The organism is Collinsella sp. AF18-8LB (genome assembly GCF_003459795.1).
Classification (GTDB): Bacteria; Actinomycetota; Coriobacteriia; order Coriobacteriales; family Coriobacteriaceae; genus Collinsella.
The window spans coordinates 15,132-31,224 of record NZ_QRWU01000002.1; the positions used below are offsets into that span (position 1 = coordinate 15,132).

9 protein-coding genes are annotated in these 16,093 nt (G+C 59.4%); all 9 read left to right on the plus strand.

Annotation, left to right across the window (positions count from 1 at the left end):
* Nucleotides 1–438 precede the first annotated feature (438 nt).
* The 9 genes from DWX25_RS03815 (at nucleotide 439) to larD (ending at nucleotide 16,036) form a co-directional block, all read left to right on the plus strand.
* Nucleotides 439–3,213 carry a YhgE/Pip domain-containing protein gene (locus DWX25_RS03815; RefSeq protein ID WP_233514230.1) on the plus strand — a complete coding sequence of 925 codons (2,775 nt, stop codon included), beginning with the start codon at nucleotides 439–441 and terminating at the stop codon, nucleotides 3,211–3,213.
* The gene (locus DWX25_RS03820; protein ID WP_117799380.1) at nucleotides 3,214–5,403 is read left to right on the plus strand and encodes a YhgE/Pip domain-containing protein; all 2,190 of its coding nucleotides are present in this window, start codon (nucleotides 3,214–3,216) and stop codon (nucleotides 5,401–5,403) included.
* Between the two features lie 339 nt (nucleotides 5,404–5,742).
* Nucleotides 5,743–6,726 (plus strand): DMT family transporter, encoded by a 984-nt coding sequence (locus tag DWX25_RS03825; protein ID WP_117734685.1) that lies wholly within the window; start codon nucleotides 5,743–5,745, stop codon nucleotides 6,724–6,726.
* Between the two features lie 118 nt (nucleotides 6,727–6,844).
* Nucleotides 6,845–8,143 carry a M20 family metallopeptidase gene (locus tag DWX25_RS03830; protein ID WP_117799378.1) on the plus strand — a complete coding sequence of 433 codons (1,299 nt, stop codon included), beginning with the start codon at nucleotides 6,845–6,847 and terminating at the stop codon, nucleotides 8,141–8,143.
* A gap of 121 nt (nucleotides 8,144–8,264) precedes the next feature.
* Nucleotides 8,265–8,714, plus strand: a complete 450-nt coding sequence (locus DWX25_RS03835) for a hypothetical protein (protein ID WP_199412314.1) — start codon at nucleotides 8,265–8,267, stop codon at nucleotides 8,712–8,714.
* Nucleotides 8,715–9,018: 304 nt separating this feature from the next.
* A complete protein-coding gene (gene hisS, locus DWX25_RS03840; RefSeq protein WP_117798998.1) occupies nucleotides 9,019–10,332 on the plus strand; it encodes a histidine--tRNA ligase in 1,314 nt (437 codons plus the stop codon).
* Between the two features lie 257 nt (nucleotides 10,333–10,589).
* Nucleotides 10,590–13,403: a phosphoenolpyruvate carboxylase gene (locus tag DWX25_RS03845; RefSeq protein WP_369832054.1), complete on the plus strand. Its 2,814-nt coding sequence runs from the start codon at nucleotides 10,590–10,592 to the stop codon at nucleotides 13,401–13,403.
* 574 nt (nucleotides 13,404–13,977) lie between these two features.
* Nucleotides 13,978–15,255 (plus strand): nickel-dependent lactate racemase, encoded by a 1,278-nt coding sequence (gene larA, locus DWX25_RS03850; protein ID WP_117734679.1) that lies wholly within the window; start codon nucleotides 13,978–13,980, stop codon nucleotides 15,253–15,255.
* Nucleotides 15,256–15,304: 49 nt separating this feature from the next.
* Nucleotides 15,305–16,036: a D/L-lactic acid transporter LarD gene (gene larD / locus DWX25_RS03855; RefSeq protein WP_117765423.1), complete on the plus strand. Its 732-nt coding sequence runs from the start codon at nucleotides 15,305–15,307 to the stop codon at nucleotides 16,034–16,036.
* The last annotated feature ends 57 nt before the right edge of the window (nucleotides 16,037–16,093 follow it).

Sequence of the window (16,093 nt, forward strand, 5' to 3'; positions counted from 1 at the left end):
TTACGCCGTTCTACCGAACGGCGTAACGGCTCGACGCTGCGCGGGCCGCATTTGGACAATCTGACGTTCAACTTCAAGGGCGCGACCAGAAGGTCAGCGCCCTTTCGTTTCACGTCACCTTGCCTCAAATGCGGCCCGCTCGCTGTCCGTCCTCTACCTGCGGCGCCGTAATGGTCCAAAGTAGTCGTTGGGGACGTTCTTGTTTGACTAGTCGTTTAAGAACGTCCCCAATGACTATTCGGACTGTTAATTTGTGCGGGTTGTGGTTTTGTGACCTGCTGAAATTAAAGATACTGTACATCTGTACGCTAACTTATCTTCGTAGTATATTGCTACCCGCAAAACTCAATACCATTGTGCTCTGAGACGTTAAAGCGCCTACGTACAATGGTTGTCGATAGTACGATTTGATTCAACGACAGGATGGATGGTCCAAGCGTGAGTCTCGGCAGCAAACTATCCGATGCAAAGGTCTCCTTTGCGATATTTAAGCGCGACATTAAGCGACTGCTTGTGAACCCCGTCGCCTTGGTGGTTACCCTGGGCGTGTGCGTTATCCCTTCGCTATATGCCTGGTACAACATCGTGGCCAACTGGGATCCGTACGGAAACACCCAGGGCATCAAGATTGCCATCGCCAACAACGATCAGGGCACCCAGAACGACCTGGTGGGCGAGCTCAACGCGGGCGACAAGGTTGTCGATCAGCTCAAGGAGAACGATCAGTTGGGCTGGACCTTCGTCGATTCGGCGGCCGATGCCAAGGAAGGTGTCGAGAGCGGTGAGTATTACGCCGCAATCGTGATTCCCAAGAACTTCTCTAACAATTTGGTTTCGATGCTCGACGGCAACTACCATCAGCCCAAGCTGACGTACTACGTCAATGAGAAGAAGAGCGCCATCGCCCCCAAGGTTACCGATACTGGTGCCAACACCATCGAGGAGCAGATCAACTCCGAATTTGTGTCCACGGTCGGCGAGACCGTTGCCGGCATCGCGAAAGATGCAGGTATCGACTTAAAGGACAAGGCAACCCAGACGCAGGATTCGCTGGCAGCCTCGGTGTCCGAGGCATCCGATACCTTGAGCGAGGTGCGCGATTCGATTGGCGACATGAATGCCGCCATCGATAAGACGAGCGGCGCCATCGCCTCGGCAGACGCGGCGCTTGCCGGCTTGCAGGGTCAGACACCGTCGCTGACGCAGGCAATCGCTCAGGGTAATGATCTGCTGGGCGAAGCTCGCACCACGGCTGGCAAGTCCATCACCTCGCTTTCCAAGGCGCTCTCGGAGGGCAGCGCCGCGTTGAGCAAGACATCGGCTTCTGCGAACGCCGCGGTCGGAAAGATGACGGGTGCTTTGACGTCCACAACCACCCGCATCGACAACTCGCTCGAATCGCTTCAGGCGACGATCGACCATAACAAGACTCTTATCGAGAGTCTGCAGAAGCTGGCCGACAGCGCGCCGACGGGCTCGGAAGAAGTTAATGCGCTGATCGCGTCTGCGATTGATATGCTTCGAGGGCAAAATGAGAGCCTTCAGGCCGTCAAGAATAATCTCTCCGCTCAGTTAAAATATATTGCGAATGACGCTACGGCTGTTTCGGTCGCCAGCAATGCTATCAACATTGCGATCAAAACCGGTACGACCAACATGAATCAGGCTCAGACGGATCTGGGGCAGAACGCGCTGCCGAAGGCTTCGAGCGCTCTGGACTCCTTCGCCGCCGTTTCGGGCGACCTGACCGGCATCGTATCGGGTCTTACGCCCACGATTGCGAGCGCGCGTGGCACGCTGGCCCAACTCGATGCGACGCTCAAACAGGCCAAGACCACACTGTCCCAGACCGACGACTCTCTTGCCAAGGTCCAGGACAGGCTCGCAACCGCTGCCAACGACATCGCGGCCCTGCAGACTTCCGAGTCCATGGGCGAGCTGGCTGATCTGATGGGCGTCGATGTCAATGACGTCGCAGATTTTATGGCATCTCCGGTCGAGCTGACCTCAAAGTCAATTTATCCGGTCAAGAGCTTCGGCTCGGGCATTGCTCCTTTCTACACCAATCTGGCACTGTGGGTGGGCGGCTATGTGCTCATCGCCATCTACAAGCTCGAGGTTGACCGTGAAGGCATCGGCAGCTTTACCGCGCGTCAGGGCTACTTTGGTCGCTGGTTGCTCCTGGTGATCCTGGGCGCGTTCCAGGCCATCATCGTTACGGTGGGCGATCTGGTCATTGGCGTTCAGTGCGTCAATCCGCTGCTCTTTGTGCTGGGCGGCATCGCTATCTCGTTCACCTACGTCAACATCATCTATGCGCTGTCCACTACCTTTAAGCATATCGGCAAAGCCATTGGCGTCATCCTCGTCATTGTGCAGATCCCCGGCTCGTCGGGCATGTATCCCATCGAGATGATGCCCGGCTTCTTCCAGTGGCTGCACCCGCTGCTGCCCTTTACCTACGGCATCAATCTGCTGCGCGAGACCGTCGGCGGCATGTATTCGTTCAACTACCTGTTTAACCTGTGCATTCTGGGCGTGTTCTTGATCGTGGCGCTCTTTATCGGTCTGCAGCTGCGCCCGTTGCTGCTCAACCTCAATCTGCTCTTTGATAAGCAGCTTTCCACGACGGGCCTCATGATCTGCGAGTCCAATGACCTGCCGCGCCAGCGCTATTCGCTGCGCACGGCCATGCGCGTCATGCTCGATTCGGATTCGTACCGTCGCGAGCTGCTCGATCATGCCGTGGCGTTTGAGCATCGCTACCCGTACTACATCAAGGGCGGTTTTGCCGCCGTGGTAGGCGTGCAGGTCCTGCTCTTTGTGCTTTCGACGGTGCTCGATATCGACAATAACGGCAAGATCATCCTGCTCGTTATCTGGATCATTTCGGTTATCGCCATCTGTGGCTGGCTCATCAACATCGAGTACATCCGCGCGAGCCTCAATACCCAGATGCGTATCTCGGCGCTTTCGGACGAGGACCTGCGCCGCGAGATGCGCGAGCACACGGCTGCCATCCCCGCCGCCCGTCGCATGTTTGGTCTCAACGCCAGCGAGCGGGGCACCAAGGACAGCGAACAGCCCACGAGCCGTCTGCCGCATATCGGTGCGCATCGTAAGGCTCAAGATGCCGACGGCGTTGACAACGTAAACGGAAACGACGGGGACACCACCCCGCTTGGCAAGCACTCTAAAGGAGGTGAGGCATAAATGAAAAACATCCTGCACCTGTTTAAGCGCGATGTCCAAAACGTGTCTCGCTCCGTGATCGGCATGGTCGTCGTGATGGGCCTCATTATCGTGCCGTGCCTGTACGCGTGGTTTAACATCGCCGGCAGCTGGGATCCCTACGGCAATACCGGCAACCTTAAGATTGCCGTGGTCAATACCGATGAGGGCTACGAGAGCGATCTGATCCCCGTCGAGGTCAACGTGGGCGAAAACGTAACCGCCACCCTGCGCGGCAACGAGAACTTCGACTGGGTTGTCCTCAACGACCGCGATAAGGCGATCGAGGGCGTTAAGTCGGGCGCGTACTACGCTGCCGTCGTTATCCCTAAAACGTTTAGCGCCGACATGATGACGCTTTTCTCGACCGAGGTGAAGCATGCCGATATCGAGTTTTACGAGAACCAGAAGGCCAACGCCATTGCCCAGATTGTGACCGAGAAGGGCTCGAGCGCCGTCCAGAGCCAAGTCAATGAGACCTTTACCAAGACCATCACGACCATCGGCCTTAAGACGGTGTCCAGCCTGCTCGATTACATGAGCACCGACCAGGTGAGCAACTTTATCGCCAACCTGTCCTCGACGCTGGGCGATTCGGTCCAGGACCTGCAGGACATTCAGGCCAGCGCAACGTCGCTTGCGGGCATTTTGAGCTCCACGTCCGATTCGCTGACGTCGGCGAGCGGTATGCTCAAGCAGTCCGGATCGACCGAGGAGTCGGTGAAGCAGCTCATGCAGCATGCCGAGAGCGGTATTGCTGATTCCGAGCAGGCGCTCAAGTCCGCCAGCGATGCGATCGATGCCGCTATTGATGGGAGCGCAGGTTCGTTCGATAACGTTTCTACCGAGCTCGCAAAGGCATTCGACGCTGCAAACCTGCATGTCAATCTTACGGTGCGTCAGCTCAACGATGGCGCAACGTCACTCAAGAACCGTGCCGCCGAGATTGATGCCACGGCGAATGAGCTCCGTAGTCTTGCTGGCCAGGTGAGTAACGATAAGCTCAAGGCAGGGCTTGAGGACGCGGCTGCTGAGCTTGACAAAACCGCGGCGGAGTACCGCAACAATGCCAATGAGCTGACGAACATCGCGACGTCGCTCACGAACAGCATGGCCGAGGTCAACAGCTCGCGTGCCGAGGTCGACCAGGCCATCGCCGATGCCAAGGCGGGTATCTCGGGTGCCAAGTCCGACTACGATTCTACGTTCTCGGTTAAGGCCAAGGAGCTCAAGAAGACCATTTCGGGCGTTCTGGATTCCCTGAACGGTATCTCGGGTGACCTAGATAGCGCCGTGAGCGGTCTGACCGACGCCTCTGGTTCGCTCGCGAAGGGTCTCTCCAAGGCTGCAAGGCTCGTCAACAAGGCTTCCGATCAGCTGGGTGAGGCATCGGACAAGATTAGCGCGTTCAAGGACGAGCTCGACGGTGCCCTTATGTCGGACGATCTGGCCACGATCAAGACGATGATCGGCAACGACCCCGATGGCCTCGCCGTGTCGCTTTCCGGCCCCGTTGCGCTCGATCGCAAGCCGGTCTATCCGATCCGCAACTACGGCTCGGCCATGGCGCCGTTCTACACGATTTTGTCGCTGTGGGTGGGCTCGATTGTTCTGGCGGCCATGATGAAGGTCTCGGTTGACGATGAGCTCATCAACGAACTCATCCCCGTGCGCCTGCACGAGATCTACCTGGGCCGTTATCTGTTCTTTGGCGGTCTGGCCTTGCTGCAGGCAACGCTCGTGTGCGCGGGCGACATTCTGTTCTTTGGCATCCAGTGCGACAACCCCCTGCAGTTTGTGCTTGCCGGCTGGGTCGCGAGCCTCGTGTTCTCCAATATCGTCTACACGCTCACGGTTTCGTTTGGAGATATCGGCAAGGCCCTCGCCGTCGTGCTGCTGGTCATGCAGGTCGGCGGTTCGGGCGGTACGTTCCCCATCGAGATGACCGGCCCCGTGTTCCAGGCGATCTACCCGTTCCTGCCGTTTACCCACGGCATCAACGCCATGCACGCCGCCATGGCCGGCGCCTACCATATGGAGTACTGGGTTGAGTTGGGCATTCTGGCGAGCTATCTGATTCCGTCGCTGGCCCTGGGCGTCGTCTTCCGCCGCCCGGTTATCAAAGCCAACGACTGGATCATCGAAAAGCTGGAATCAACAAAGCTTATCTAGCACAGCAACGTTAACGCCGATGCAGCGCTAATGCCAGCGAGCGAGCCGCATTTGCGCCAAGGTGACGTGAAATGAAAGGGCGCTGACCTTCTGGTCGCGCCCTTGAAATTGAACGTCAGATTGGCGTGAATGCGGCTCGCGCAGCGTCGGCCGGTCCGCCGTTCGGTAGAACGGCGGAACAAAACGCTTTAGTGGGCTGGATTGCGATGCGGCACTGGTTGTTGCTACAGTAGCGGGGCGTACCGGGGGTCCGGTGCGCCCTGTTTTTATTTGACCATGAGGCGGCACGCGGCTATGTGCGTGCGGACACCACGCCCAGACTGAGCGCGAGGATGCCCTATGGCCCAGAATGCCGTTGATGAAATCGAAAACATGCCCGATAGCCCTGTCGCACGGGAGGACCTGGGCGCCGGCGGCACCTCCCGTGGCGCCGGAGCGCGTTCTCCGTTCTTCTGGAAGGCCTTGCTGTTTTCGGTGGCGGTCATCTGGGGCTATTCCTTTACCACCATGAAAGATGCGCTCGATACCGTTCCGGTGTTCGAGCTGGTCTACGTTCGCTTTCTCCCGGCATCACTGGTTATGTTTGCCATTTTCCACAAACGAATCATCGCGCACTTTAATGCTCGCAACCTTATCGTCGGGCTTGGTATGGGCGCACTTATGTGGGGCGCGTACGGTTTGCAGACGATTGGCCTGGCACAGACCACGGCGGGCAAGAGTGCATTTTTGACGGGTACCTATTGCATCCTCGTGCCGTTTGCGAGCTATGTCCTGGGCGGAGAAAAGCTTACCCGTTACAACTTGGGCGCCGCATTGCTGTGCCTGGCGGGCATTGGCCTGGTGGCACTCGATAGCGTCGAGTTCAATGCCGGAGATGTCATCACGTTGGGCGGCGCGGTCTTCTTTGCTATCCAGATGGCGGTGACCGCCAAGTATGGCCGCAAGATGGATATCAACGTCATCACGTTTTGGATGTTTGTGGGCAATGGCGTTTTGAGCTTAATCACGTCGCTACTATTCGAGACTCAGGCGCCTCTGTCCGTGTGGACGCCGAGCTTTATCGGCGTGGTGGCCTTTCTCTCGGTGGGTTGTACGTGCGTGGCCCTGCTCGTCCAAAACGTCGGTCTGGCGCATGTCCCCGCCTCGACGGGCTCGCTGCTTCTTTCGATGGAGTCCCCCTCGGGCGTGCTGTTCTCGGTGCTGCTGATGGGGGAGGCGCTCACCTCGCGCCTGCTTGCCGGCTTTGCGCTCATCTTTTTGTCGATTATCTTGAGCGAGACGCATTTCGATTTCTTGCGCCGAAAATCTCGCCCGCAATTGTAAACAACTTGTTGCGCCGCCCTTCCAGGGCGGCATTTTTTTTGTGTCATGCCCTTACAGTTGTGCCTTGCACTTTATGCTGTCAAAGTGCGTGCTGCAAAAACGTTACTGGAGGGCATCTATGGCACCAGCTCTGTCCGATCTTCAACCGCAATCAGCTCCTCAGGCTACCACAGCGGCGCAGACCGCTATCGACGATGGCCTGGTCAAAGAAGCCCAGGCATTTGCCGGTGAGCTTGCCGCATGGCGCCACGATCTCCATCAGATGCCCGAGCTCGGTAACAATCTTCCGCAGACGTCTGCCTATATCCAGGCACGTCTGGACGAGATGGACATTCCCTATACCACGCTTGTCGACGGCTCCTGTGTTGTTGGCCTGATCGGTGCCGGTGCGGCCGCGGCTGCTCAGGGCAATGGTGCGTGCACGGATGAGCAGTCCGGTACGGTTATCATGCTTCGCGGCGACATGGATGCCCTGCCCGTTGCCGAGAAATCGGGCGAGCCTTTCGCTTCCACCAACGGCTGCATGCACGCTTGTGGCCACGATATGCACGCGACGGCGCTGCTTGGTGCGGCGCGCCTGCTCAAGGCCCGCGAGGCAGAGCTTGTTGATGCCAACGCCACGGTTAAGTTGCTGTTCCAGCCGGGCGAGGAGACCTTTGAGGGCGCCCGCGCTGCCATCGCCGATGGCCTGCTGCAGAACCCGCGTCCCCAGGCCGCCTTTGCCATGCACGTTAACAGCCAGTCGCCGCTTGGCCTGGTGCTCTATGGCAGCCCTGCACTTTCGGGTGTATACGGTTTTCGCATCACGCTCCAGGGCAAGGGTGGTCACGGCTCGAGCCCCGAGATTTGCATCGACCCCATCACGGCGGGCGTGCATGTGCACCTGGCGCTCCAGGAGCTTATCTCCCGCGAGGTGCCGGCGGCCAAGGAGGTCGCACTTACCGTGGGTAAGTTCGCCGGCGGTCAGGCTGCCAACGTCATCCCAGATACCTGCGTGCTGGAAGGCACGCTGCGCGGCTTCGACGTTGAGCTCATGGAGCACCTCAAGACCCGCATCGCGGAGGTCGTCAAAGGTGTTGCTACGACCTATCGTACGCCGGCGACTATCGAGACACTCTCGGATGTTCCCCCGCTCGTACTCGACAGCGATATGACTCAGGCGTCGCTTGGTTACGTGGGCGCAGTGCTGCCCAAGGCGGCTTTCTTGCCGCTTTTCCATGCCATGGCGAGTGAGGACTTCGCGCTTATCTCGAGCGAGATCCCAAGTGCGTACTTTACCGTGGGCGCAGCTGTGACCGATACGGAGGAGCACTTTGCCCAACACCATCCCAAGGCACGCTTTAGCGATGCCGAGCTGCCGCTCGGCGCCGCGGCCTATACCGCCGTCGCTTTGGGCTATATCGCCGACCACCGGTAGCACCCAATCTTGCCTTTCAAGCCTGCGGGCATGGCCATAAGGCCTATGCCCTTGTCTTTCAAGGCAATCTTGGGCACTACCGGCGCCCGGCGCAGGCTATTCGTTTTTTAAAAGGAGCGGTATGTCCCAGCAACGCAAATTCTTCCCCGGCTGGCTCGTGGTGACCTCCGGCTTTGTGATCATGGCCACGTGCTACACGATTTTCGTCAACTGCATGAGCCTGTTCCAGCCGCTGATCGTCAGCGACCTGGGCATTTCCCTTGCGCAGTACAACATCTCCAACGCTATCTCCACCGTGGTGAGTGTCGTGGGTTCGCTCGTTATCGGCCATGTTGCCGATAAGGTGAGTGGCCGCGTATTGGGCTCGCTCACCGTTATCGCCACCTCGGCGGTGCTCGCGGGCATGAGCTTTGTGGGTGAGCTTTGGCAGGTCTATGTGCTCTTTGCCGTCTCGGGCTCCTTTGCGAGCGCCTGGATCGTGTGCCTGGTGTGTTCTGTGGTCATGCTCGTATTCCTGCTGGCCTCGGAGCCTATCGCCGCCAAGCTGCGCGCAAGCGTGGCGGGGGAGTAGACGTCCGTCGTTCTTTTCTGTTCGCCCCGTTCTGCCCGTGGCTGCCTTGGAAGCCGAATGGAAGCTCGTACCATCATTCGCTTTCCAAGGCGGCTACGGGCCTACGAAATGGTCCCTTTTCCTCCGTCCCCAACAGATCACGTGACCCGAAGGGGACGGAGGAAAAGGGATCACAATCAGCGACGGCGCGTCTGGCCGAACGAGTCCCCATACCCTCGTTCGGCCAGACGCGCCGTCGCTGTTTGCGTTTGTGCCGTATAATGACCGTTACCTATGACGCGATACAAAAGAAAGGTGTTTGCCCATGCAGGCACAGAAGGCGGAGGGAACCCGCGACCTTATCGGCGCCGAGATGCGCGCCTGGCAAAAGATGCAGCAGATTGCGGCCGGCGTGTTCGAGCCGTTTGGTTTTAAACCCATCGAGACGCCCGCGATCGAGCAGGTGGATGTGTTTGTCCACGGTATCGGCCAGTCGACCGACGTCGTGCGCAAGGAGATGTTCCGCGTGTTCAGCGGTGCCAACCTGGAGCGCGTCTTTACCGAGGGCACCGACACCAAACTCAAGCCCAAGCAGCGCCTGGCACTTCGCCCCGAGGGCACGGCCGGCGTGGTGCGCGCCGTCGTCGAGAACAATCTGGTGCCCCAGGGCTCCACGCCGTTTAAGGCGTACTACGCCGAGGCCATGTTCCGTGGCGAGCGTCCCCAGAAGGGTCGTCTGCGCCAGTTCCACCAGGTGGGCATCGAGTGGCTCGGCGCTCCCGATCCGGCGGCAGACGCCGAGTGCATCATCATGCTCATGGAGTTCTACAAGCGCCTGGGCTTCGATCTTTCCAAGCTTCGTCTGCTCATCAACTCGATGGGTGACGCCCAGTGCCGTCCGGCTTACCGCGAGCAGGTTAAGCAGTTCATCCTCGATCACGCCGACGAGATGTGCGATGAGTGCCGTGAGCGCGCCGAGCTCAACCCGCTGCGTGCCTTCGACTGCAAGAACGACCATTGCCGCGAGATCATGGCCGAGGCCCCGCTGATGGGTGACAACCTGTGCGACGAGTGCCGCGAGCACTACGAGCAGGTCAAGCGCTATCTGGATGCCGCCGGTATCGAGTATGTCGAGGATCCCACCTTGGTGCGCGGCCTGGACTACTACACCCGTACCGTCTTTGAGGTCGAGGCCCCTGGCGCCGGCGTCGGCTCCATCGGCGGCGGCGGCCGCTACGACGGCCTGGTTGAGCTCGAGGGCGGCAAGCCTACGGCCGGCGTCGGCTTCGCCGTCGGTTTTGAGCGCGCCCTGCTGGCCTTGCAGGCCTTTGGCAGCGACCTGGGTGCCGATGAGGCCCCGTGTGTTTATGTCGCCAACGCCGGCAAGGAGCTGCGCCAGAACGTCTTTGCCATTACGCAGGAGCTTCGCGCCGCAGGCATCGTGACCGAGGCCGACTATCAGGGCCGTTCGCTCAAGGCCCAGTTTAAGCAGGCCGATAAGGTGGGCGCCAAGCTCATCCTGGTCCTGGGCGGCGACGAGCTTGCCGCCGGCAAGGTCAAGGTGCGCGACATGGAGATCCATGACGAGGTACTGGTCGATCTGGCCAACGTCGTCGAGGCGGTTCGTGAGCGCCTGTAGCGCATCTTTTTGAGCTGCGGACCCGCTTGAGTGTCCCGTTCATTGCGAGCGATTGTTACGGGGGTGTTTCGCATTTATGCGGAATGCCCCCGTTTGTGTATGCCGTCCACCGAGAAATACGACCATTTAGGGCAAAAACCCTTGCAATGCAGAAAATACTTTTGTGTGGTAAAGCGCAATCAGTGTCGAAAGTATTTCTCAAGCGCCTATAATGAATACCGCATGTTACGTGCATAGAAGGAGGAATGGGAGGAAACGTGGCTGAGAACCTAAGCAACCAGTCTGTACCCGAAGCCGCGGCGCGCGTCGCTGCCGTGGTCAACCGCCTCGTTAACCGAATCGGCTCGAATGCCGAGTCCAGGGAGCGTCTCGCCGAGATCGAGATCCCCGAGGAGCTGCGCGACAATTTGGCGTTGTTCCTACGCCTGGAGCGTCGTGTGCTTAGCGAGTATGATCCCGAGATCGCGGACCTGTTCGACAAAATCCTGTCGGCCGAGATTGTGGCCAATGCCGGCAACCCCGGTACCCGCGCTGCCGACGAGGCCGTCGACGAGCAGGGCGTGCCCACCGCCGACGAGCCCACCGCCGTGGCGTTTCGCGAGGTCGTCGATCTGATCGACAGTCTGCCGCTCGATAAGCAGCAGGTCATCGTTCGCGCCTTTACGAGCTTCTTCCACTTGGCAAACCTGTCGGAGGAGAACTACCGTGTGGCGCAGCTGCGCGAGCGCGAGGCCGGTGCGTCGACCGATACCGAGGTCGATCCCGCCAACGAGCTCACCGTCGCCTATCACCAGCTGGTGAATGAGCTGGGTGTCGAGGGCGCCAACGGGCTGCTCGGCAAGCTTGAGTTCCATCCCGTCTTTACCGCGCATCCCACCGAGGCCCGTCGCAAGGCCGTCGAGGGCAAGATTCGCCGTATCTCCAACCTGCTGGAGGAGCGTCCGCGCCTGGGCGGCTCCGACCTGGTGGAGAACGAGCGCCATATGCTGCAGGAGATCGACGCCCTGGTGCGTACGAGCCCCATCGCGCTCAAGAAGCCCACGCCGGTCGAGGAAGCCGATACCATCATCGACATCTTCGATAACACGCTGTTCGACGTCATCCCCGTCATCTATCGTCGCTTTGACGACTGGGTGCTGGGCGACAAGGCCGGTACCGTGCCGCCGCTGTGCCCGGCGTTCTTCCATCCCGGCAGCTGGATTGGTTCCGACCGCGACGGTAACCCCAACGTCACCGCCAAGGTGAGCCGTGAGGTCGCCGCCAAGTACTTCACCCACATGGTGCTCAAGCTCGAGGACAAGTGCCGCCGCATCGGCCGCAACCTCACGCTCGAGGCCACCTACAGCAAGCCGTCTGCCGAGCTCATCAACCTGTGGAACCATCAGGTCGAGATGAGCGCCCAGTACACCGCACGTGCTGAACTGATCTCCGAGCACGAGCCGCATCGCGCCGTCATGCTCGTCATGGCCGACCGTCTGAACGCCACCGTGCGTCGCATCACCGACACCATGTACCACAGCGCCGATGAGTTCCTGGAGGACCTGCGCGTCGTCCAGCGCTCGCTGGCCGCCTGCGGTGCCGTCCGTGCTGCCTACGGTCCGGTCCAGACCATCATCTGGCAGGTCGAGTCCTTCGGCTTCCATATGGTCGAGATGGAGTTCCGTCAGCACTCCGTGGTGCACGCCCGCGCCCTCAAGGATATCCACGAGAACGGTATCCATGGCGACCTGCAACCCATGACGCGCGAGGTCATCGATACCTTCCGCGCTATCGGCTCCATCCAGAAGCGCTACGGCAAGAAGATGGCGCATCGCTACATCATCTCGTTCACCAAGAGCGCCCAGCATGTGGCCGACGTCTTTGAGCTTGCCCACCTGTCCTTTGCACACGAGGAGGATGTCCCCGAGCTCGACGTGATCCCGCTGTTCGAGCAGCTCGAGGACCTCGAGGGCTGTGTCGACGTGCTCGATCAGATGCTCACGCTGCCCGTGGTGCAGAAGCGCCTTGCCCAGACCAACCGCCGCATGGAGGTCATGCTGGGCTATTCCGACTCCTCCAAGGACGCCGGTCCTACCACGGCCATGCTCGCGCTGCACTCCGCGCAGGAGCGCATCGCCAAGTGGGCCGAGAAGAACGATATCGACCTGGTGCTCATGCACGGTCGCGGCGGTGCCGTGGGCCGTGGCGGCGGCCCGGCCAACAAGGCCGTGCTGGCGCAGCCCAAGGGTTCGGTCAACTGCTTCTTTAAGCTCACCGAGCAGGGCGAAGTCATCTTTGCCCGTTACGGCAACCGCACGCTGGCTCAGCGCCATGTTGAGTCCGTTGCTGCCGCAACGCTTTTGCAGTCGGCCCCGAGTGTCGAGAAGACCAACACCGAGACCACGCAGAAGTTCTGGAATATGGCCGAGAAACTCAACGCAGTAAGCCATGAGCGCTATCTGGACCTGCTGAACACCGAGGACTTTACACCGTGGTTCTCGACCGTGACGCCGCTGACCGAGGTCGGTCTGCTGCCGATCGGCTCGCGTCCCGCCAAGCGCGGCTTGGGTGCCAAGTCGCTTGACGACCTGCGTACCATTCCGTGGATCTTTAGCTGGAGCCAGGCGCGCATCAATCTGGCCGCTTGGTACGGCCTGGGCACCGCCTGCGAGCAGCTGGGCGACCTTGACCAGCTTAAGGCTGCCTACCAGGAGTGGCCGTTCTTCCGCACCTTTATCGACAACATCGAGATGTCGATCGCCAAGACCGACCAGCGCATCGCCAAGATGTATCTGCACCTGGGCGATCGCCAGGATCTGTCCGAGAAGGTCTTTACCGAGATGCAGCTCACCCGTAAGTGGGTCCTTGCCATCGTCGGTGACGAGTGGCCGCTGCAGCGTCGTCGCGTGCTCGGCTGCGCCGTTCGCGTGCGCAACCCCTATGTTGATGCCCTGTCCATCGCCCAGGTCCGCGCCCTTCGCGAGGTGCGTATGAACCAGGACGAGATGGCCGAGGAGAAGAAGGCCGAGTACATGAGCCTGATTCTTTCGACTGTGACCGGAGTCTCGGCAGGATTGCAAAACACGGGGTAATCGATAGCCCTGTAGTCGTCCGGGCCCGCCATCAGCTTACTTTTAGGCACGTCCTCGGACATGCAAGAAGCCCTCGCTGCGCACTTCGTGCGGCGAGGGCTTCTTGCGTCCTGCGGAGTGTGCCTAAAAGTAAGCTGATGGCGGGCCCTACGATGTCCGGTCTTCGGTGGATTACTGGCTGGGGAATAATGGCGCGCTTTGCACGTTTGGAAAAGGCTTCGTGCTGTGGAATGCATTCAGAGGGAAACCCGTCGGGTCCCTTCGTCCTCGGCCTTCGGGGATTACAGCTGAGGGGAGAATGGCGCGCTTCGCGCGTTTTGGATGGGGTTTGTCCCGGCGGCGCGTTTGGCGCTTCGCGCCTCGCGTCTTATCGAATGGGATCGAGATGCATTTGGCGCTTCTCGCCTTACGACTGTAGCGGCCGCGGTTCCCTTTGGGATCGCGGCCGTTTTGTTGTAGGTCAAATATGAACGTTGTGTAAATGAGTCGGTGGACGGTGGTGTTTATCGGTGAACGGCGTATCCTTCCAACGGTTTGACTAGTGTGTCAGTTGAAAGGAAGAGGGCGCTCGTCAATGTTTGAATGTGAACTGCCGTTTGACCACAAGACGTTGCATCTGGAGCTCGAGGACAAGAACTTCGCGGGTGTGATGGAAGGTCATCAAAACGAGTTTAAGACTACGAAATCGCAGGAAAAACTGGTAGAGGAGTCGCTTGCCAACCCTTATGGCTCACCTTCGCTCGAGGAGCTTTGTGCTGGTAAAAAGAACATCGTCATCATCAGCTCCGACCATACGCGTCCCGTTCCCTCGCGTGTGACGATGCCTATTCTGCTGCATCACATTCATGCCGCTGCGCCCGAGGCTCGTGTGCGTATTTTGGTTGCTACGGGTATGCACCGTCCGTCGACACACGAGGAGCTCGTCAACAAGTATGGCGAGGACATCGTTGCCAACGAGGAAATCGTTATGCATGTCGCAACCGACGACAGCATGATGAAGAAGATCGGCACCCTGCCTTCTGGTGGCGAGTGCATCATCAACAAGATCGCTGCCGATTGCGACCTGCTTCTTGCCGAGGGCTTCATTGAGCCGCACTTCTTTGCCGGCTTCTCTGGCAGCCGAAAGTCTGTCCTGCCCGGCATCGCCAGCTATAAGACCATCATGTACAACCACAACGGTCAGTTTGTGAACGACTCCCATTCGCGTGCCGGCAACCTGTGCCACAACCACGTGAGCGAGGATATGTTCGCCGCTGCCGAGATGGCTCACCTTGCCTTTGTGCTTAACGTGGTGCTCAACGGCAAGCACGAGGTCATTGGCTCCTTTGCCGGTGACATCCACAAGGCACACGAGGCTGGCTGCGAGTTCGTGAAGAGCCTTGCCGGCGTTGAGCCCGTCGAGTGCGAGATTGCCATCACCACCAACGGTGGTTACCCGCTCGACCAGAACATCTACCAGGCCGTGAAGGGCATGTGCGCTGCCGAGGCCACGCTTCCCGAGGGCGGCGTGATCATCGATGTCGCCGGCTGCGCCGACGGTCACGGCGGCGAGGGCTTCTATCACAACATCGCCGACAACGATCCGGCGGAGTTTGAGCGTGCCTGCATCGATCGCCCCAAGGACGAGACCCTGCCCGATCAGTGGACGAGCCAGATTTTTGCTCGCATCCTGGCACATCACCCTGTGATCATGGTTACCGACCTGTGCGACCACCAGATGCTCAAGGATATGCACATGACGCCGGTTAACACCCTCGAGGAGGCGCTCAAGCTCGCCTTTGAGATGAAGGGTGCCGACGCCAAGGTCGCCGTCATCCCCGATGGCCTGGGTGTTGTCGTCGCCCAGCACTAGTGCGCGGCTTAAACGAATCGTTTGTAACCAATAAGAAAGATAAGGTTTTATGCTTACCAAACTCCTCTGCGAATTCGGCGCGACGGCCCTCATGATCGTCTTTGGCGTGGGCGTGCACTGCGATACCGTGCTCAAAGGCACCAAGTATCAGGGCTCTGGCCATATGTTTGCCATCACCACTTGGTCTTTTGGCATCTCGGTCTGCCTGTTTGTCTTTGGCGGCGCCGTGTGCATGAACCCCGCTATGGTGCTTGCCCAGTGCATCGTCGGTCTGGTGCCGTGGGGCAACTGCATCCCCTTCATGCTTGCCGATATGCTCGGCGGCTTTGTGGGTGCTGTGATCGCTTGGTTTATGTATGCCGATGAGTTCAAGGCTTCCGAAGGCGTCGTCGATCCCATTGCTCAGCGCAACATCTTCTCGACCAACCCCACCACCGAGGGTACGAACTATGCCCGCAACTTCTTCTGCGAGGCCATCTGCACCTTTGTGTTCATCAGCGCCATCCTTGCTGCCGCTAGCCGCGCTGGTGAGAACGTTCTGATGCTCGCTATCTGCGTCGGCCTGATCGTTTGGGCCGTTGGCATGGGCATGGGCGGCATCACCGGCTTCGCCATGAACCAGGCACGTGACCTTGGTCCTCGCATGGCCTATCAGGTGCTGCCGATCAAGAACAAGGCTGACAACAACTGGAAGTATGGCCTGCTTGTTCCTGGCATTGCGCCGTTTGTCGGTGCTATTGTGGCCGCGCTGTTTGTGCATGGCTTCTTGGGTATGTTCTAGTCGAAGGCAATTGATATAACGTCCGGATCCGGCATAGGTTAACTTTCCGCCGCGTCC